The 18,942-nt window shown below is 37.9% G+C and carries 18 protein-coding genes and 1 pseudogene; 14 read left to right on the top strand and 5 right to left on the bottom strand.

Features of this window, described 5'->3' with window-relative positions; all coding sequences use genetic code 11:
* The first annotated feature begins 128 nt into the window (after nt 1-128).
* The 5 genes from PB1_RS05985 to PB1_RS05965 all read left to right on the top strand — a co-directional run bounded on the left by PB1_RS05985 (nt 129) and on the right by PB1_RS05965 (nt 7,264).
* Nucleotides 129-2,333: a PAS domain S-box protein gene (locus PB1_RS05985; protein WP_003351366.1), complete on the top strand. Its 2,205-nt coding sequence runs from the start codon at nt 129-131 to the stop codon at nt 2,331-2,333.
* A complete protein-coding gene (locus tag PB1_RS05980) occupies nt 2,314-2,961 on the top strand; it encodes a response regulator transcription factor (RefSeq protein WP_003351365.1) in 648 nt (215 codons plus the stop codon). The genes PB1_RS05985 and PB1_RS05980 overlap by 20 nt, the downstream gene beginning before the upstream one ends.
* A 356-nt stretch (nt 2,962-3,317) precedes the next feature.
* On the top strand, nt 3,318-4,034 hold the full coding sequence (locus tag PB1_RS05975; RefSeq protein WP_003351364.1) for an ABC transporter ATP-binding protein: 717 nt from the start codon (nt 3,318-3,320) through the stop codon (nt 4,032-4,034).
* On the top strand, nt 4,006-6,489 hold the full coding sequence (locus PB1_RS05970) for an FtsX-like permease family protein (RefSeq protein WP_003351363.1): 2,484 nt from the start codon (nt 4,006-4,008) through the stop codon (nt 6,487-6,489). The genes PB1_RS05975 and PB1_RS05970 overlap by 29 nt, the downstream gene beginning before the upstream one ends.
* Nucleotides 6,482-7,264, top strand: a complete 783-nt coding sequence (locus PB1_RS05965) for a hypothetical protein (protein WP_003351362.1) — start codon at nt 6,482-6,484, stop codon at nt 7,262-7,264. Before PB1_RS05970 ends, PB1_RS05965 begins: the two co-directional genes overlap by 8 nt.
* Before the next feature lie 222 nt (nt 7,265-7,486).
* Here the strand turns inward: PB1_RS05965 and PB1_RS05960 are convergent.
* The 5 genes and pseudogenes from PB1_RS05960 to PB1_RS05940 form a co-directional block, all read right to left on the bottom strand.
* A pseudogene (locus PB1_RS05960) lies at nt 7,487-7,666 on the bottom strand (IS21 family transposase); the annotation flags it as partial.
* 259 nt (nt 7,667-7,925) lie between these two features.
* Nucleotides 7,926-9,452: an MDR family MFS transporter gene (locus PB1_RS05955; protein WP_003351360.1), complete on the bottom strand. Its 1,527-nt coding sequence runs from the start codon at nt 9,450-9,452 to the stop codon at nt 7,926-7,928.
* Between the two features lie 30 nt (nt 9,453-9,482).
* Complete coding sequence (locus tag PB1_RS05950) at nt 9,483-10,214, bottom strand: polymer-forming cytoskeletal protein (RefSeq protein ID WP_003351358.1); 732 nt, start codon at nt 10,212-10,214, stop codon at nt 9,483-9,485.
* Between the two features lie 13 nt (nt 10,215-10,227).
* A complete protein-coding gene (locus PB1_RS05945) occupies nt 10,228-10,938 on the bottom strand; it encodes a polymer-forming cytoskeletal protein (protein ID WP_003351356.1) in 711 nt (236 codons plus the stop codon).
* Between the two features lie 3 nt (nt 10,939-10,941).
* Entirely contained in the window at nt 10,942-11,571 is a 630-nt protein-coding gene (locus PB1_RS05940; RefSeq protein WP_003351355.1) for a YhbD family protein, read from the bottom strand.
* A gap of 408 nt (nt 11,572-11,979) precedes the next feature.
* Between PB1_RS05940 and yjcZ the strand changes: the two genes are divergently transcribed.
* The 9 genes from yjcZ to PB1_RS05905 all read left to right on the top strand — a co-directional run bounded on the left by yjcZ (nt 11,980) and on the right by PB1_RS05905 (nt 18,839).
* Nucleotides 11,980-12,114 (top strand): sporulation protein YjcZ, encoded by a 135-nt coding sequence (gene yjcZ, locus PB1_RS17900; RefSeq protein ID WP_003351354.1) that lies wholly within the window; start codon nt 11,980-11,982, stop codon nt 12,112-12,114.
* A gap of 75 nt (nt 12,115-12,189) precedes the next feature.
* Complete coding sequence (locus PB1_RS16895) at nt 12,190-12,285, top strand: YjcZ family sporulation protein (RefSeq protein WP_081485606.1); 96 nt, start codon at nt 12,190-12,192, stop codon at nt 12,283-12,285.
* Between the two features lie 281 nt (nt 12,286-12,566).
* Nucleotides 12,567-12,980: a VOC family protein gene (locus PB1_RS05935; protein ID WP_003351353.1), complete on the top strand. Its 414-nt coding sequence runs from the start codon at nt 12,567-12,569 to the stop codon at nt 12,978-12,980.
* Between the two features lie 609 nt (nt 12,981-13,589).
* Nucleotides 13,590-13,937, top strand: coding sequence for a polysaccharide deacetylase family protein (locus PB1_RS05930; protein ID WP_034644957.1), 348 nt, complete (start codon nt 13,590-13,592; stop codon nt 13,935-13,937).
* A gap of 442 nt (nt 13,938-14,379) precedes the next feature.
* Nucleotides 14,380-14,706, top strand: coding sequence for a hypothetical protein (locus PB1_RS05925; protein ID WP_003351352.1), 327 nt, complete (start codon nt 14,380-14,382; stop codon nt 14,704-14,706).
* A gap of 59 nt (nt 14,707-14,765) precedes the next feature.
* Nucleotides 14,766-15,389 carry an alpha/beta fold hydrolase gene (locus tag PB1_RS05920; protein ID WP_337999018.1) on the top strand — a complete coding sequence of 208 codons (624 nt, stop codon included), beginning with the start codon at nt 14,766-14,768 and terminating at the stop codon, nt 15,387-15,389.
* A gap of 373 nt (nt 15,390-15,762) precedes the next feature.
* Nucleotides 15,763-16,332 carry a helix-turn-helix domain-containing protein gene (locus PB1_RS05915; RefSeq protein WP_003351350.1) on the top strand — a complete coding sequence of 190 codons (570 nt, stop codon included), beginning with the start codon at nt 15,763-15,765 and terminating at the stop codon, nt 16,330-16,332.
* 3 nt (nt 16,333-16,335) lie between these two features.
* Nucleotides 16,336-17,040 (top strand): hypothetical protein, encoded by a 705-nt coding sequence (locus PB1_RS05910; protein WP_003351348.1) that lies wholly within the window; start codon nt 16,336-16,338, stop codon nt 17,038-17,040.
* A 335-nt stretch (nt 17,041-17,375) separates the two neighbouring features.
* Nucleotides 17,376-18,839 carry a PTS mannitol transporter subunit IIBC gene (locus PB1_RS05905; protein WP_003351347.1) on the top strand — a complete coding sequence of 488 codons (1,464 nt, stop codon included), beginning with the start codon at nt 17,376-17,378 and terminating at the stop codon, nt 18,837-18,839.
* The last annotated feature ends 103 nt before the right edge of the window (nt 18,840-18,942 follow it).

The following is an 18,942-nucleotide window of genomic DNA, read 5'->3' as shown; positions in this document are numbered from 1 at the left end:
TATTTAAAGCTAACATAAATTGCGGACATTCGCCATTTTTTTGCGTGGTTGATGTATGATAATTCTTCTATAATTATCAATAATAGGATGGATCTCGAAAGACCAATCTCACCGTAAGGAGTAATGTTATGAACTATGATCATGATGTGATTAATGAAGATGAAAAGTACAAAATTGTAGCTGAAAACACATCCGACATTATCGTTCTTGTAGATAATGAGGCCATTGTACGTTATGTATCACCTTCCTTTCAACAAACATTAGGTTACACCATTAAAGAGTATGAAGGTATGGATGCATTCGATATCATTCCCCCAGAGGATAGAGACCGTGTTCGTTCCTCGCATTTTCAAGCTATTCAAACAAAAACGCCAGTTGTTTTGGAATATCGTCTGATTCATTCACAAGGCTCAATCATTCATGTAGAGGCAAGAGTAAAGCCGGTTTTGGATCGGGATGGTAATGTTAAATATGTTGTAGCAGTTGTTAGAGATATAACGGAGCGAAAAAAAACAGAGCAATTGCTGGAGAATATTTTGGAAAGTGTAAACGCAGCGGTTTGGTCAACGGAAAAGGATTTTAGCTATTATACATTTTGTTCTGAGAGCATAGAAAAAATATCGGGAATTCCAAGGCGGGAAATTATGTTTAAGCCTATTCGTTTGCACGATCATATTCACCCTGATGATAATGAAATGCTTATGGGAGAAGTAAAGAATAGTCTAGATAGGGGAATACCCGTTAACAAAGTCATCCGTTTTATCCATGTTGAAGGTGAAACTAGATGGGGCAGACTGATCGTCCATCCATATATGGACAATACTGGTACTATTGAACGATTTGACGGCATAATATTGGACATTACGGAGTTAAAACGGTCTGAGTTAGCATTAGAAGAGAGTGAACAAAGGTATAAATCTTTATTTGAGAATAATTTGGATGGTGTATTTTCCATTGATTTAAATGGATATTTTGTAAATGCTAATCAGGCATTTGAAAAAATTACAGGCATCAAAATCGATCAGCTGCCAGATCGTTGTTTTATCGGATTGATTTATGATGAAGATCATATGTCTGTTTATCATATCCTTTCGGAGGTCATGAAAAAGCAAGAGCCGAGAGATGTCGAGTGTCGGATCATTCGATCTGGATATGGTGAGAAAATTGTCAATATTACCTTTGTACCTATCTTTCTTTCAGGGGAACTCAATGGTGTTCATGGTATCGTAAAGGATATTACGGAGCGGAAAAGGGAGGAGATGGAATTAATCCAAAGCGAAGAAAGATATAAGTCCCTCCAGCAAAGTATTAATCGTTTCTCTAATGACCTTGCTAACGTCATGAAAGTAACCGAACTGGAAAACCGACTGATCGAAGAGGTAAAGAAAGTATTGCCAGTGAACAGTGTATCCATTGAAGAATTACCTAGAGGTCATGAATCAGTTCTAAGAAACATGAATGAGATATGGATCAAAATCGCCGAAAAGGAACAGCCGGTTTATTTAAGGATTGAAATCAATCAATCCTTGCTTAAAATTGAGGAAGAATGGCTTGAAACAGCCGTTCATTATGTCACGATTCTATATGATAATCTTCAACTCATTGAAGATCTGATGAAACGCCTTGAGGACATGGTAACGAATAACCAGACGCCAAAATGGATGTTAAAACTTTTGTTTAAACTATCGGAAAAGGAAAGAGCTTTACTTTCAAGCGACTTGCATGATTCCGTTTTGCAGGATCTGATTATTTGGTATCGTAAGCTTGAATCATTACGCTCATCCACTTCATTTAGCGAGGAAACGCATGGTAAACTTATCCAAATTGAAGAGGGTCTGCTGGATGCTATTCATCAAATTCGTATTACCTGTAATGAGCTGCGTCCCCCTTTTCTCCTTAAGATGGGCCTGGTGGAATCCTTAAAAAGTCTTTTTTCGTACGCGCGGATGTTTTCAAATTACGAGATTGAATTTTCAAGCATGAATTTGGAAAATCCACTTCATGAAGACCAAATTCTCGGGATATATCGAATCGTTCAGGAGTTGTTAAATAATGCCTCAAAACATTCTAAGGCATCTAAAGTGACAATGAAATTAACCGGTTATGAAGAACATATTCATTTTTCTTATAGCGATAACGGGGTCGGCATGGATTTATCTGTTTTTGAAGGCTCGTTTAAACATATGGGCATTGCAGGTATTAAAAATAGGGTTCTTAGTTTAGAAGGGGAAGTAGAAATAAAATCTGCTCCTCAAGAAGGATTTCATGTGAATATTATTGTTCCAACTACTACGCCGCAAAAAGGTGATCACTATGGAAATATTATTGGTTGACGATCATAGATCAGTCGTCGAAGGAACAAAATTGTTAATAGAATCTGAACCGGACATGAATGTCACGATTGAGACGGACGTGTATTGTGTGCCTGATCTGGTACGTAACCATAATTTTGACGTTATCCTTTTTGACTTATATATGCCTAATATAAATGGTGCGGATTTGGCACGAAAGGTGCTCTACTATGTTCCTGACGCCATCATTCTTATTTATTCGGGATTCGATATTGCGCCTCATTTTAATTTGCTTATGGAATCAGGCGTCTCCGGCTTTATTGCAAAGACGTCTACCAGGGAGCAATTGGTCCAGGCCATACGAAGCGCTGCGAGGAAAGAGGCCATTGTCCCGATGCAGCTTCTTAAACAGCTTAGACGCCAAGAGATTGTTTTGCAAGGTGAAAAGGCAAATGAAAAGACAACGATCAGCAAAAAAGAAGAAAAACTTCTTCGAGAATTGGCAAAGGGATATAGTAATAAAGAGATATCAAAGACACTGTTGATTAGTCAGCGATCTTTGGAATACAGTCTGACAGAACTTTATCAAAAATTAAATGTTAATTCACGGGTGGAAGCGATAAAAAAAGCAAAAAACTTGGGGATTTTACCAACGGAAGATTTATATTAGGGAATGGTTAAGATGCTGTCTCAAACCTCCATGGCATATCAGCCACCGCGATGATTGAAAATGTTTTCGACCTTTGACTTGCAATTTATTATGAAATTAGCGGGTCAAAGGTCGTTGCTTTTTTTGTTTTTTACCGGACATTTTCGTATAAAAAGGTTATAAATTATGACCTTTTTGAACAGCCTTTCTTTTTGCAACAATTTACTGGGAAAATGTTGCGGTGGTACCTCGAAATTTTGCGGTAGTTCTCCAAAAGTGTGCGGTTTGTAATATATCAAATGTCAGTACAATGAAAATGTTCAAAACAATTAAATCGCCACTGATAAAAGGATAAAAACAAACTGGAGGTAGAAAAAATGATTTTTGTTCAAAATGTTTCAAAAGTGTTTTCATTGGAGTCTGGTGATTTTTTTGCGTTAAAAAATAATAATATCCACATTAGAAAAGGAGAATTCGTTGCGATCATGGGTCCCAGCGGTTCGGGAAAAAGTACCCTTTTGCAATTAATAGGGGGGCTTGACCAGCCATCCTCGGGCAAGATGATCGTGGATGGGATTCCATTAAACGATCTTACGGAAAAAGAGAGAACATTATTTCGCCGTACGAGAGTTGGTTTTGTGTTTCAAAATTATCAGCTTCTTCCCATGATGACCGTTGCCGAGAATATCGCGCTCTCTCTTTCAGCTAATAGGGCATCCAAAGCGGAAATCAAGTCAAGGGTTCAACAATTGATTAAGGACGTCAACTTAGAAGGGAAAGAATCGCAATTTCCGACAAAACTAAGCGGCGGACAGCAGCAGCGGGTAGCCATTGCCAGAGCCCTTGCGATGAAACCACAGCTGATTTTGGCTGATGAGCCGACTGGGAATCTCGATCAGAAAAATGGTGAAGATATTTTGCAGCTTCTTTCCCAATTAAATAAAGAAGAGCAAATCACGGTCGTGATGGTGACGCACGATCAGCAGGCAGCAGCAGCAGCGGATCGGATTATCGTCATTCGAGACGGAGAAATTGTGAACGATCGCAAAAAAGGAGTGGTTGGAAATGAATCCATGGCTAGTAGCATGGCGTAACTTAATGCGCAGAAAGCTTCGAAGCTTTCTGACCATCCTATCAATTGTTATCGGGGTAGCCTCTATTTTTGCGGTCATCGCTGCCGTCGACTCTGCGGAGAAATCATTTCCGGTTTATCTGAAAGCGGCTTTTGGCAAAGCGGATTTTACTCTTAATGGGACTGATGCTTATTTTTCAGAAGACGTGCATAAGAAAGTAGAGAAGTTGGATCATGCAGTGTCGATTGCGGTTTTGAAAAAAAATACAAAGCTTCATATGGAAAAGGAAGGGATCTCATCCATTCAAAAAAGAGTTACTTTGGGCGGTTACAGTAATCTGGATACACCCATTACCAATTTCAAATTGATAAAGGGCAGTTTGACTTCGGGGGGTGCCGTCATTACTGATAGAACTGCCAAAATATGGAAAGTTGATGTCGGTGATACGATTTCCTTTGATACAGACAAGGGGATCAAAAGCATTAAAGTCTCGGCCATCGTCAAATATACGGTAGAACTGATGGGGCCATCCAGCTGGATGATGGCTAATTATCATCCTTGGTCGGTAGCTGTCCCATTAACGGTTGTACAGGATTGGTATGATTTATCCGGCAAGATTGATAACGTGCAAATTAAGGCCACGAACGAGTCGAGCTTAAAAACCGTGGAGCAGGAGTTAGACCATTTTGTTAAACATTACGATGGAGTCTATATGCAGCCAGTCGTCATTGATTTCGATCTACAATTTAAATCAATGGATTCTTTCTTTCTAGCACTCTATATTGCTGGATTCCTAGGAATTGCCCTTAGCGCGTTTATTATTTTTAATTCTCTATACGTCAGCATTAAAGAACGAAAAAACGAATTTGCTGTTCTCAAGACAATCGGGTATACCCCTTCGCAAATACAAGCGATGGTTTTTTTTGAGGTAATTCTGCTTTCCATCGCTGGTACGGCCGTCGGCTTATTGCTCGGGTATGGACTTGGTCTTGGGTTAAAATCACTTATCTTCATGATCTACAGCGTTTACGATGAAGGAACTATGGTGCTCTCAAAAGGAGTTATCCTCTCCGTACTTGCCGGTCTGCTGGTTCCAATCCTAGCATCTATATATCCAATCCACCAGGCTAGCAAGGTCAGCGTAATTGAGGTATTGAAAGAAAATAGGGCTACGTTTAAACCGAAAAAGTGGCTTGGTATTATCGGAGTATTGTTCATTGTATCTGGATTTTTTATCAAAAATTTACTCCTGGTCGTCCCGTTAATGATCGGTATTGCGTTCGTGTTTCCTTATTTGTTTAGAGTATTTGATTTCTTCTTAAAAACGATTTACAGGGTGTTATTTAGATTCTCAGGCGAGATGGCCGCACGTAATCTTAATCGGAATTTAGGACGGACTTCCATGACCTCTGTGATTCTTTGTTTAGGGATCGCGATGATTGTCTTAATGAGTTCATTGAATTCTGCTCTTTTGCAGACATACGAAAAAGTGATTTATTCCTCCTACGGCGGGAACTTGGATATCATGTTTCATCATATTGAAAAAGAAGATATAGGAAAATTGAAAAATACGGAAGGTGTGGCCGATGCAACCACTTACTCGCGGCAATCTGTCATCTGGACACTCGAGGATAAAAAGCGGAAACTACCCGTTTATGGGGTTGGAGAGGAATGGATTGATCGATTTCCGCTGTTTACGACGACAGGTGCAACGCCTGGTGAATTGATCAAGAAATTAAAGAAAGATGAAATCATATTGGATAAGATTTCTTACGAGGTTTGGGGAGGTAAGATCGGCGAGTCCATCTCGCTTGATACGCTTCATGGAGCACAAGCCTTTAAGGTAGTAGCGGTTGTCGATACGATGAAAAACAGCGGTTACGGCGCTTTTATGAAAGAAGAGGACTTTAAAGAAAGTTTTGGACTCAAATATGAACGGAATGCCTTAGTGATCAAAGATAAAAATACAAGTCCACTAAAACTAAGACAAAGAATTTTTGAGCAATTTGGCGAAAGGATCGAGGAAATGTTCGGTCCTGAAGATTGGGTCACAGTTATTAGTTACTATTATACAGGTTCCTTCACGATTATTAATGGCCTAGTGATTTTAGCGATCATTGTTTCAGGTATTGGAATAACAAACACATTGCTCATCAGCATCATGGAGCGGATCCGCGAGATCGCAATGATGCGTGCAGTTGGTGTGACACGCTTTCAAATCGTCGCGATGATTTTATTAGAAGGTTTTGGGATTGGGCTGGCAGCAACCGTCATCGGTTCCCTGTTTGGCATCCTTTTAATCTATCTTACTTCCACCTTCATGGAAATTAATTCGCTAACCTTTGATTTTGGCATTTCGTGGACGATTATCTTATTAACATCCTTGTTTGGAATTGCAGTTAGCTTAATTTCCAGCTACACACCAGCTTCCAGAGCAGCAAAAACAAAATTAAGTGAGGCATTACGATATGAGTAAACACATTCTTTTCATTTTGTTCCTGCCGCTCTTATTGCTTTCAGCATGTGGAACGGACCAATCTTGGGAAAATGAGAAAGTATCCGAAGTCAGCCGCCCGATTCTTACAGATGATGTAAAGGTGTCATGGAAACTTGAGGGGACATTCATTCAATTAAAAATCATGAATAATAACGGAAAGCCTATTGAGAAATTTGATATCAACCATGAGAAACTGCTTCATTTGATCATCATCAGCAAGGATTTGTCGTATTTCAATCACGTGCATCCTGAGTACAAAGGTAATGGTATGTTCGAGATTCGAAATGATTTTCCTGCGGGCGGTGAATATAAGCTGATCGCGGACTTTAAGCCGTCGGGTGGGAATTCGATGACCAAGATGGAGTGGGTTCAGGTTGAAGGAAAGCAGGCACAGCTGCATCCAGTTACCGTTGATCAGAGCTTGGAAAAAAGCGTCGATGGGAAACGAGTTACATTATCAATGGATTCTCTTGAGGCGAACAAAGAGGTCACCCTTAAGTTCTTCATATTGGATGAAAAAACCAATCAACCGATTACGGACTTAGAACCTTATTTAGGATCCATCGGTCATGTGGTTGTTTTATCAGACGATGGGGAACGTTATTTACACGTCCATGCCTTAGAAGGTCAGGGGAGCGGACCGGAGGCGCTCTTTGAGACAGAATTTCCGAAAAGCGGAGTTTACAAGATATGGGGGCAATTTCAAAAAGATAACCAAGTGTTTACGGTATCCTATGTCGTAAATGTCCGTTAAAGTGATACAAAAAAGAGAGGCGGAACGATTTCTGCCTCTCCATAATATATAGTATGAAAAGAAAGAGGGAAACGGGTCGCCAATTAAGGCTCTTGGCGACCGAAAAAGGAATGAAAGAGAGAAACGGGTCACTAAAAGAACCACGGACAAAATCAAAAGGGATTGGAGTAGGAGAAAGAGATGATTCGGTTATCAACGTCAGATAAATCGGCAAATACACAGTTTATAAGGATCTAATTTTGATCCTTTGTTTTTTTTCCGTTCCGAAGGAAGGGAATTATCATCCTCTTTATAGGCATATTTTTTAACAGTTTTAAAATCATGATTAGTCTCTCTAGCTATGGCTCGTAAAGAGAGTCCTTTATATTGATGCAAATACTTGATATGATGTTGTTGAATCATTGAAAGCATCCTTTCTTCCTCCTCTAACTGACTTTTATCGCCTATTAGAAGGTTAGTAGAGAAGAGGGGTGCTGGCAATGATTTTTTTCTTACTGCAGGATTTTTATTTTGCAAAATGCTCCATTTCTATTTTGCAATAAACATCAGACCCCATTACAAAATATATAGGACATAATGTTGGATAAATATGCTATATATTGATAAATGCACATGGGGTCAGACCCTTATGAGACAGCCCCTTCATAAATTCTTATTCATTTTACTTTATTGATTCTTTTTGCTGTTCAGTGTGAAAGACTGTCAACCGGTCATTTGTCATTAGAAACACAAAAAGAAACGTAAGTACCGCTGGGACAAGACTCCACATAAATGTATGGGCAATTGAGGATGATAGCGCTGATGTAATTTGATCAAGGACTGGAGCCGGGATGTGCTCGCGTGTCTTCGGTGAAAGAATCGCTCTGGGATCTTTAAAGTTCGTGTGTCGTGGAGCATGAGGCATCCCGCCAAGCAAGCCGGTTAATTTATTTGTAAAAAGATTTCTTTGTATGATTCCAAAAACCGTGATACCAATTGTCATTCCGAGTGATCGCATAAAGGAACCGGTAGAGCTGGCTGCCCCGCGCTCTGTCTCTTGAAAATGGTGAATTGCCGCCATACCTAACACTGAAAAAGAAGCGCCGACACCTAATCCGGTTATGATCATATACAATGTAATTAAAAGACGGGAAGTATCTGTCGTAATGGTGCTAAGCAAAAAAATACCAATAATGAAAATTGATGTAAAGATGAACATCACGTTGCGATAACTCATTTTATTGGATAAAAAACCACCTAATTGAGCGGACACTGTAGTAGCCAACATCATAGGCAATAAAATCAGTCCCGAATTCGTCGCCGATCCACCCAAAACTCCTTGGATAAATATTGGAATGTATATGGTGGCTACAATAAATGTAGCTCCAGAGAAGAACCCTACAAGGTTGCTCGCTGCAAACAATCGTTTTCTAAACATTTGATACGATACAATCGGCTCTTTCGCTTTTGTCTCCACAAAAAGAAACAGCAAAAATAAAATAGAGAAAGCAGAAAACAAGCCAATGATCACATGGGAACCCCATTCATATTTGTTCCCGCCCAATTCAAGTGCAAACATTAGGCACACGATTGCCGGTACGAGCGTAATAACACCCCGCCAATCAATTTGCTGCTTCGCATGCTTCGGCGATTCGCGATAAAAAAATGCAACGAAATAGAACGAAAGAAGGCCGAGAGGAATATTAATATAAAATACCCAGCGCCAATCGAAGTAATCAGTAATATAGGCGCCAAGCAGCGGACCGAATATACTCGACAAACCAAATACCGCTCCAAATAAGCCACCCATTTTTCCGCGTTTTTCAGGCGGAAACATATCAAACATAATTGTGAAAGCAATAGGGACTAACGCACCGCCGCCAATTCCTTGAATAGCCCGATAAATGCTAAGCTGTACAATGTTTTGTGCAATTCCACACAACATAGAACCGGTTAAAAAAACGATTAAGCCAAAAACGAAAAAACGTTTTCGTCCATACATATCAGAGAGCTTTCCGAAAATTGGCATACCTGCCATCTCAGTGACCATATAAGCGGATGTAACCCAAACAAACTTGTCAAGCCCCCCAAGATCAGCTACAATCGTCGCCATCGCTGTTGCAACAATTGTATTATCAATTGCAGCAATGAAAATTCCTAATAATAATCCTGCAACAACCCATTTTAATCTCGTTTCTTTACTTTTCACCGGTATAAACCTCCCTCTCATCGAATGCTTTTATACTTTTTTATTTTTGGCCACTTTGGCTTTATCATCTTGTTGAAAGCTTGTTTGATATTCTACGAGATCAATCTCACAACCAGGACCGATTATCACTTCGTTTCCTCTGACAACTTTCGCTTTCGTATACTCTAAATAAATCACGTCTCCTTCAATACATTCTGCTAAAAGCATAGCTGAATCGGGAGAGAATCGTTTTAAAAAGTTGAGGGCACTAATCGACTTGCTCTTTGCTACACGAATGTTTTCTCCACCTATTTCAGTGATCCGGCTATCCGCAAAGTGAAGATAGAGGTCAATTTTTTCTGCATTTAATGTTTTTTTGATGGTAAAAGCCCCTTTGATGGAAATAGAGTCGGCTTCACAATCGTTTTCAATCTTCATTTCTCCATACCCATGAATATTCCCGCCAACTAAATTTCCATCAATATGGATTCCTCCGCGAAGGTTTAAATCCTTCAGTGTGGCATGACCGTGTATATCGGCTTCACCGAAAATCTTGACAGTATCTGCTTCTAAATTTCCCCTCATATTCGCCTGACCGAAAATATCAACTGACTTGGCATTGACGATTCCGTTTACATCAGCATTTCCAAACACCTTCAATTGAACACAATTCATATCTCCATTAATGGTACCATCTCCACGAATCTTTACTTTTTTAAAATTTCCCCCAGAAGTAATGCTTGTTCCAGTCACCGTTAAATGACGCAACAAATCGTTTTCCATCATTCTCACTCCTTTACAATTGTTTATAGCTGCCGATTTTTGATCCTTTGTCAAATTGAAAACTATTTTTATATTCCACCAATTCTATTTCGCAGCCAGGACCCAGTGTCACTTGATTTCCTCTTACTACTTTTGCTTTTGTATGCTCTAAATAAATCTCGTCTCCTTCAATGCTATCAGCGCTTAATCCGATATGGATATTGAATAACAATTTTTTAATTAAATTCATTCTTTGTTTTTTCACTTCAATGTTCTCGCCGCCAATTTCTTTTGCCTGACAACTTCCAAACATCGTAATTTGAATATTTCCCGCATTTAATAATCCACCGATATTAAAACTGCCTTTTACCTCAAATATTTCTGCAGTACAATCCCCAATGATCTTTGATCCGCCGTGAATGTACACCTCATTTCCTGATAAGTTCCTTTTCACTTTCCCGCTTCCTTGAAAGCGAATTTCTTTGCATTCTACATCTCCATCGATACTAGCATTGCCTTGTATTTTCATGATCTCTGAGCGCAACGCACCCTGCAAACGAGCCGTACCTGATACATGGGTTACTTTTGCTTTCACGTTGCCATGAATTTTCGCATTTCCTTGAATGATCAAATCGATACAGTCAATTTCACCGTTTAATGATCCGTTTCCAGCGATTTTTACAAGATTGTATTTGCCCCCGGAAGCATTTCCAATACCTGCAATCACTAAATCTTGCCTTTCCATTCGTTATCCCTCCAAGATTTTTATCTTTAATTCCTCCATACAGCTTGGTAAATGAAGACGGACAACCACTTTAACACCATCTTCAAAATAAATATCGTTTCCGTTCGCTGCTAATATACATGTCGAGATCCCCATTTTTCGTATCAAAATAAATTCACAACTTCGTCCTTGAATTTTTGGAAAATGATTTTCCATAACATTTAATAGGTTTTTCCCCTCATCTAAACTGATGTCTCCTGTTTGAAGGAGCTTATCAAGCACATAGAGTTGCAACAATTGATCAAATGAAAATTTTTCGTGTTCTCCTTTTTGTTCTGCAAATATGCGAAATGTTGTTGATGAAACAATGTTACGTTTTATAAGCTCGTCTTTGCTGACGGTGATATCTGCGGTGTTAGGAGAAAACATCTTCGCTAATTCATCCAGAGATAAATCATCTTTCATACTTTTAATTTTTTCTATTCTCGCTAATATTTTTTCTTTAGGAAAAAAAGTCTCTTGTCCTGTAAAAGTTGATTTTCGAATAAACCAGTCTTCAGGAATTAATTTTTTTCGTTTCCAACGATAAAGCTGTCCGTAAGAAATACCAGTTAATTCGAGCAACTCTTTTTTAGAAATCAGTTCTTGTTCCATTTGTATCACCTCCTACACATTCAACGTAACATAACAATGTTACGTTGTAAATATAAAATACAAAAATCTCATTTTATTGAGAGCCCATTTTTTCTATCCAATTGGACGGGCTTTTTTCTTTTATTTTTAAGGGATTTTCACTTTTTAAAACGACACTAGTCTATTCTTTTTTTTCCTTTGTGCATATCTTGTACAATAGATAAGAATATCTCCACGTATCCAGGACTGAATTCCTCCCGTGTGGCATAATAGTTACCTCTACAGAAGCGTGTGCTTATTGCATACGCTAATTCTTTTTAAAGTAGATCTTTTGCCTGCGAGTTTTTTTACCTGCAAGGATATTTGTCCAATCCTTTCTTTAAAAGTTTCATAAGATAAAAATAGTTCAGCAGATGGAGGTGAACCAATATGTGTTTCTTTGGTTGTGGATATGGTAAAGGTTACGGTGGTTACGGCTACGGCGGCATTGGCTTTAACTTTGCGTTAATCGTAGTATTGTTCATTCTATTGATAATTGTTGGTGCAGTTATCTGGAGCTATTAATTAAAAAGAAGCGCAAATGTTTCGGTTTTGGGCTTCTAACAAAGAATCATTATTAGAGAAAAGGTGGTTTTAATTATGAGTGATGGATTCAGAAATAACGCTTTTGCTTTAATCGTTGTCTTATTCGTTCTACTTATCATTGTAGGATGTTCTTGCTTTGGCGGCTATTGAGGCTACTAATGATCGCATATAAAAAAATGAACCTAAGTTAGAAGGAAATGAAGTGAACTTTACATTAGCATAAATACAATTATTTTTAGGCACCTGGCACCAGGTGCTTATTTATTTCAAATAGAAGCAGTTTAGTCAAAAATATTTATATATTTCAGTATCTATATTTTGTAAGATAAGGTATGTAAATATTATTCAATAGACAGAAAGTTGACAATTTATTTTTGCTCAAAGATAATGTTTTGTTATAGTTACAAAAAATAAAAGGAGCAGATTATAAAGTGAAAAATTCAACTCAAAAAATTACTACGTTTTTAATGTTCTCCGGCCAGGCTGAAGAGGCAATGAATCATTATATTTCCATATTTGACCAATCAGAAATCATTAGTATTGAACGTTATGGATTAAACGAAGAAGGTGCCGAGGGGACAGTGAAACATGCTAAATTTTCACTAAATGGGCAAGAGTTTATGTGTATTGATAGCAGCGTTAAGCATGATTTTACATTTACTCCTGCAATATCATTGTATGTAACATGTGATACTGAAGATGAAATTGATCGAGTATTTGAGAAGTTATCTCAAGATGGCACAGTTTTAATGCCGTTAGGAGCTTATCCATTTAGTGAAAAGTTCGGTTGGGTTCAAGATAAATATGGCGTTTCGTGGCAATTAAGCCTTGCGTGGGATGAATAAAAAACGGAGTAATTAAACTACTAAATTATGGTGTGACTTACTATTACATCAGGAATTATGTTTGAAGGGGAGATTCTTCTAGCTATGTTAGTAGTGGTGGCGATGGCGGGGGCTTGTAGAAAGTATTTCATTTGACAGTAGATGTTAATTAGCTTTTATTAATCAAACGTTTGATTAAAAAATTATTTAAGATCAGGTTAGCTAAACAAGGAATAAAACAAGTGGATTACTAAAAAATTCTATTTGGCCGTTGTTCGAACTTGTAATCATAGCCCCAAACTTAACGTTTTTTAAGTCTGAAACCAGAGTATAATAAGTCCGAACAACTTTGATTTGCGATTAATATTTTAATAAATCATTGTTAAAAGCTAATGAAAAAGTTGTTAATAATGCCTAACAATTCAATAACAAGATAATTTCACTAGTTACTAACGAGAGATGATGTGCAAGTTGCCAGGTCATCTATTTTCGACCATATTTGCCCCATGGAATAGTTGAATGAAGATACAAAAGCGCTTCATTAACCAACGAAAAAACTATAGATAGAATAAAACCATTGAGGAACAATATATGAAAACCACACTCTTAGGTCAATAAGAAAGGAGTTTCATGAAAAAGATTGTATTGTTTTTCCTATATTTTCTCATGTTTGGGCTCCCATTACATGCTTACGGTAAGCTGGAAGTGCCTATCTTGATCTATCATTCGATCGACGAATATAAAGGCCATGGTTCAAGGGAGTTATATGTGACGCCTGAGATTTTTGAGAAACAAATGATGTATCTCAAAAAATCAGGCATCTTTTCTATCCAGTCACATACCGCAACACATCCTGATTTGACGAAAACGAAAAAATACGAATATGAATTAAAAGAGTCCAAAGAAAAATTGAACAAATCACGGGCAAATCGGTTATCGCTCTTGCATATCCGTATGGAAACTTCAATGCCAAAGTAGTGGCAGAGACGAAAAATTACTATCGGTTTGGGGTTACGACAACACCTGGACCATTTTCTGAAAAAGGCCTGGAAAACGAATACTATCTCCTCCCGCGAATTTATGTCACGTATTCTACAACGCTTGAAGACTTTGCAGAGGCCGTGAAAGTAAAATGAAAAGCTGGCTGAAGATGGACAGCTTTTCATTGGGATTCCAAGATCGGAGAAAAATCAGGTATAATCCTGGTTCTTCTTTGGTCTTTTTTTAAAGTTTCAGGGATAAAGGATTAACAGAAAAGGCAGACGTATCAATCGTTTGAGGTGACTCTTGATTCTGTTTCTATCCTCAATCCTTCCCCATTTTTCTTTTATCATTAACGATGTTCTTAACAACGTCATGTTTCAAGTCCAAGTTTCATAAATTAATAAGTAAAGAAATATTGGCAATGGGAGGGATAAAAATGTTTTATGCACGTTTGGTACACTATAAATTAGGAACTGGGCAAAGACAAGTTGCAGAGAGATTGACAAAAGAATTTGATACAATCAATAGAAAATTATCTGGATTTAGAGGAAATGTGTATCTTTTTGATGATACAGCTGGTGAATATAGAGCTTTGAACTATTGGGATTCAAAAACTGATGCAGAAAACGCACACAAAATTTTGTTTCCTAAATTAGAAAACGAACTTAAAAACTTTACGAATGAGAAACCATCGTATAAATTTTTTGAAGTATATGATACCTCTGATGGCGGAGGATTGCTGTTTTCTCATATCAAAATATAAAATGCCTATTATTGTCAATATATGAAGTTGACTTTTTTTAATATGCAATTGAACCCAAATTGTGCAGAATATTTATTAAAGGATATTCGTACAATCGATTGTCAGATGATATCCGAATAGTGATTGATACTTTAAAGTTGGAAGATGTTACCCTTGCCGGACACTCGATGGGTGGAGCAATTGCCATACGGTATATGGCCCGGCATGCAGGGTATAAGGTCTCTAAACTAGCCCTTTTGGCAGCTGCAGCACCTGTCTTTACCAAACGTCCAGATTACCCGTATGGACTAACAAAAGAGGCAGTCAATAAGTTAATCGAAGGTACCTACACAGATCGGCCTAAAATGTTGGTTGACTTTGGGGATATCTTTTTCGCACGTTTTTTAACTGAGAGTTTCAAAGACTGGTTCCACGGATTGGGAATAGAAGCGTCAGGCCATGCAACAGCAATGTGTGCCATTTCCCTTCGAGATGAAGATTTACGGCAAGATTTGTCTATGATCAATGTACCCACTGGAATTTTCCATGGAAAACAAGATAAAGTCTGCCCATTTGTGCTTGCCGAATTAATGCATGCCGGAATTAAGGGATCGGAACTTATCCCCTTTAAGTATAGTGGCCATGGATTGTTTTATTGTGAGCTTGAAAAATTTAATCGAGAGCTTATCCGTTTTATTGGATAGCTTTGATTTAAGCACTTTGGAAATATGAAACTCTTATGTCATCGTAAATTAAACTGTTCTATCGTTGGATAACGAATACGATAATTAAAAAAGTTTGAGTCAGCATTTGGTGCTGGCTTTTTTTATGAGCAATAGGACTGCATTAAACAAAAAAATGGAGAAAAATCAGGCGAAATTCTGTTTCTCTTTGGTCTTTTTTTGTTTTTCGTTGAAGGAGGCATAAATTGGTACAAAAAAGAGAAAAAGCGTTGGAACATAATTTTTTCCTAAGAGTGTGGGAAGATGAGTGATCAAAGGGTTAATTATGGATTGACAATAGTTATTTTTTTCATTATTATCATTATCAATAATGATAATAATTAAGAGGTGAACAATGATAAAAAGGTCAAAGGCAGATTTGCTGCTTCATCCGATCCGATTGCGTATCGTTCAAGCTTTCATAGGGGAAAGACAACTAACAGCTCAGCAATTAATTGAGTTGTTACCTGATTTCCCGCAGGCTACATTGTATCGACATCTCAATAAGCTGTATGAAGGTGGTATTATTCAAATTATCAATCAACGACCAGTACGTGGAACAATCGAGAAAGTTTATACCCTGGTGGAACAAGGAGCCAATTTGACTAAAGATGATTTGAAAAATTGCAGCCGTGATGATCATATGCGATACTTTTTGACTTTTTTAGCCTCTATCCAATCTGATTTTCAAAGGTATCTCCAACAAGATCATTTTGATCTGGAGGCAGATGGAGTTAGTTATCGAAAGGCTTCATTGTATTTAAGTGATAAGGAGTTTTCGCAATTGATACAAGCAATTCGTTCTGTTGTTGAACCAGCTCTTAAAAACAAACCTGCTCCTGGCAGGCGTCTACGCACACTTTCAACGATCTTCATTCCACAGCCGGAACAAAAATCTTCAAACAACAATGAAGGGGGGGATTAATCGGTGACAGCATTTTTGAAAAGTAAAAATATCTTATCTGATCAATCTCATCAAAAAATTGCTCGTAAATTTATATATGCGATCCCTTTATATTTAGCTGTTCCAATATCATTTGGGTTGTTTTTTCACTATGGGTTTAGCTCTATTCACTGGGAAGCATTTGGTCTGGGTGCTCTTGGCTGGGTGCTCGCACTTTTGCTTCGAGGACCCGTTACAGTATTTTTAAAGGGAATGCCCAAAGAAAGGGCTATGCTTTTTGTTGGTTTATCTTCTGGACCTTTGGAGGAAGGAGTTCGTTTGATACTTTTGTTTCTTACTGGAGCCTCTTTCTCCTGGGCTCTTTCAGTTGGTCAAGGATGGGCCGCGATAGAAGTGCTGTTTGCTGTTATTAACGGTTTGGTTTTAATTAATATTATTCAGCGAAATGATGAAAAGGCGATTCAGGTAAAAGAATTATTAGAATCACAAGGACAATTTCATTTAAGTCCATTGTGGGGTGTGGTAGAACGGATCTTTGCGAGTGCTTTTCATCTTGGAGTGACCCTGCTTATAGCGAAAATCCCCTTGTTGGTTTTAGTACTTCTTTTTGTTCATAGCTTATTTAATCTAGCGGTTGTCTGGATATCACGAAAGAACATGTTTTTTGCACAATTATTAATAGCATCTGTGGGGACGGTATTACTAGTATTTGGATTGATTGCATGGTAGATACAAAGAAAACATTTACTAAAGGAAAACTTATGTTTGCTCATCATTCTGGAAATTAAAACCTTTTGAAAAATAAACACGTATAGGCAAAACTATCGTCAGAGATCGGAGAAAAATCAGGGAAAAATCTGGTTCCTCTTCGTTCTTATTTTTTGTTTTTCGCTGGGGAAGAAAATAAGGATTAAGTTATAATTTTATATTTCAATTATGGCAACAATCACATTGACAAATTTATTTTTTCTATTAATTGATACGCTTATGAAAGCGCTTTATCATGAAAGTAGAAATAAAATATTTCCACTATGTTGATAGTGGATAAAGGAGTTGATATAGAGATGACGAATACGAATCAGTCAAACTCAGGTGCTAAAGTAAAAATTCAGCGCTTTGGCAGTTATTTAAGCGGCATGATCATGCCAAATATAGGGGCATTTATCGCTTGGGGGCTTATTACCGCTTTATTTATCCCAAAAGGATGGTTTTCAAATGAAGATTTGGCCAAGCTTGTTGGACCTATGATTACTTATTTACTCCCCATCTTAATCGGATTTACCGGCGGAAGGATGGTCTACGATTTAAGAGGTGGAGTAGTAGGTGCAACCGCAACAATGGGAGTTATTGTCGGTTCAGATATCCCCATGTTTTTGGGTGCAATGATAATGGGTCCTTTAGGTGGCTGGGCTATCAAAAAATTCGATAAAGCAATTGATGGAAAAGTTAAATCCGGCTTTGAAATGCTTGTTAACAATTTTTCTGCAGGTATAATTGGCGGTCTTTTAACTTTACTTGCCTATAAAGGGATTGGTCCGGTTGTTTTAACGCTTAACAAGACATTAGCAGCCGGGGTTCAAGCCATTATAGATGTGAATCTGTTGCCTCTTGCAAGTTTATTTATTGAACCTGCCAAGGTGTTATTCTTAAATAACGCGATCAACCATGGTATATTAAGCCCGATTGGAATCGAGCAGGCAGCAAGTGCAGGTAAATCAGTTTTATTCTTATTAGAGGCTAATCCGGGGCCTGGTTTGGGAATATTATTAGCTTACATTTTGTTTGGAAAAGGCATGGCAAAACAATCAGCTCCAGGAGCAGCCATTATTCATTTCTTAGGTGGAATTCATGAAATTTATTTTCCTTATATTTTAATGAAACCGCTTCTCCTTGTTGCGGCTATTGCAGGAGGCGCAACGGGCGTATTTACTTTGTTAGTATTTGATGCCGGTCTGGTAGCTGCTCCGTCTCCGGGAAGTATTTTTGCGGTAATTGCCATGACACCAAAAGGCCATTATTTAGGTGTTATCGCTGGAGTATTTGCAGCAGCTGCAGTATCTTTCTTAATTTCTGCGGTCATCTTAAAAGCTTCTAAACAATCCAATGAAGAAGATTTGGTTAAAGCAGCTGAAAAAACTGCTGCACTTAAAGGAAAAGAAAGCAAGGCATCCACTCTTATTAAACCAGAAGCAACTAAAGACCAAACGACAGAGAAAGAAACAAACTTACAAAATGAGTTGCCAAATAATATTCAAAAAATTATTTTTGCTTGTGATGCAGGAATGGGTTCCAGTGCGATGGGAGCATCTATACTAAAAAATAAAGTACAAAAAGCGGGGTTAGATGTAGCGGTATCGAATACTTCCATTAACAATCTTCCTGCTGATGCCGATATTGTCATTACGCATAAAGATTTGACGGATCGGGCAAAAGCCAAATTGCCAAATGCACATCATATTTCAGTAGAAAACTTTTTAAATAGCCCTAAATATGATGAACTTATCGAAAAAATAAAAATTAATAAGTAACGATTTTGAGGCTGACTAAAAGCAAAGGGTCAGACCCCTCCAATACAATATACCATTCGATATATTGACTTTGCCGGAGGTGTCAGACATTTATGGGTCAGCC

Origin of the sequence: Bacillus methanolicus PB1 (assembly GCF_000262755.1) — a bacterium.
Taxonomy (GTDB): Bacteria; Bacillota; Bacilli; order Bacillales; family Cytobacillaceae; genus Bacillus_Z; species Bacillus_Z methanolicus.
This window is presented reverse-complemented; position numbering and strand designations above follow the sequence as displayed.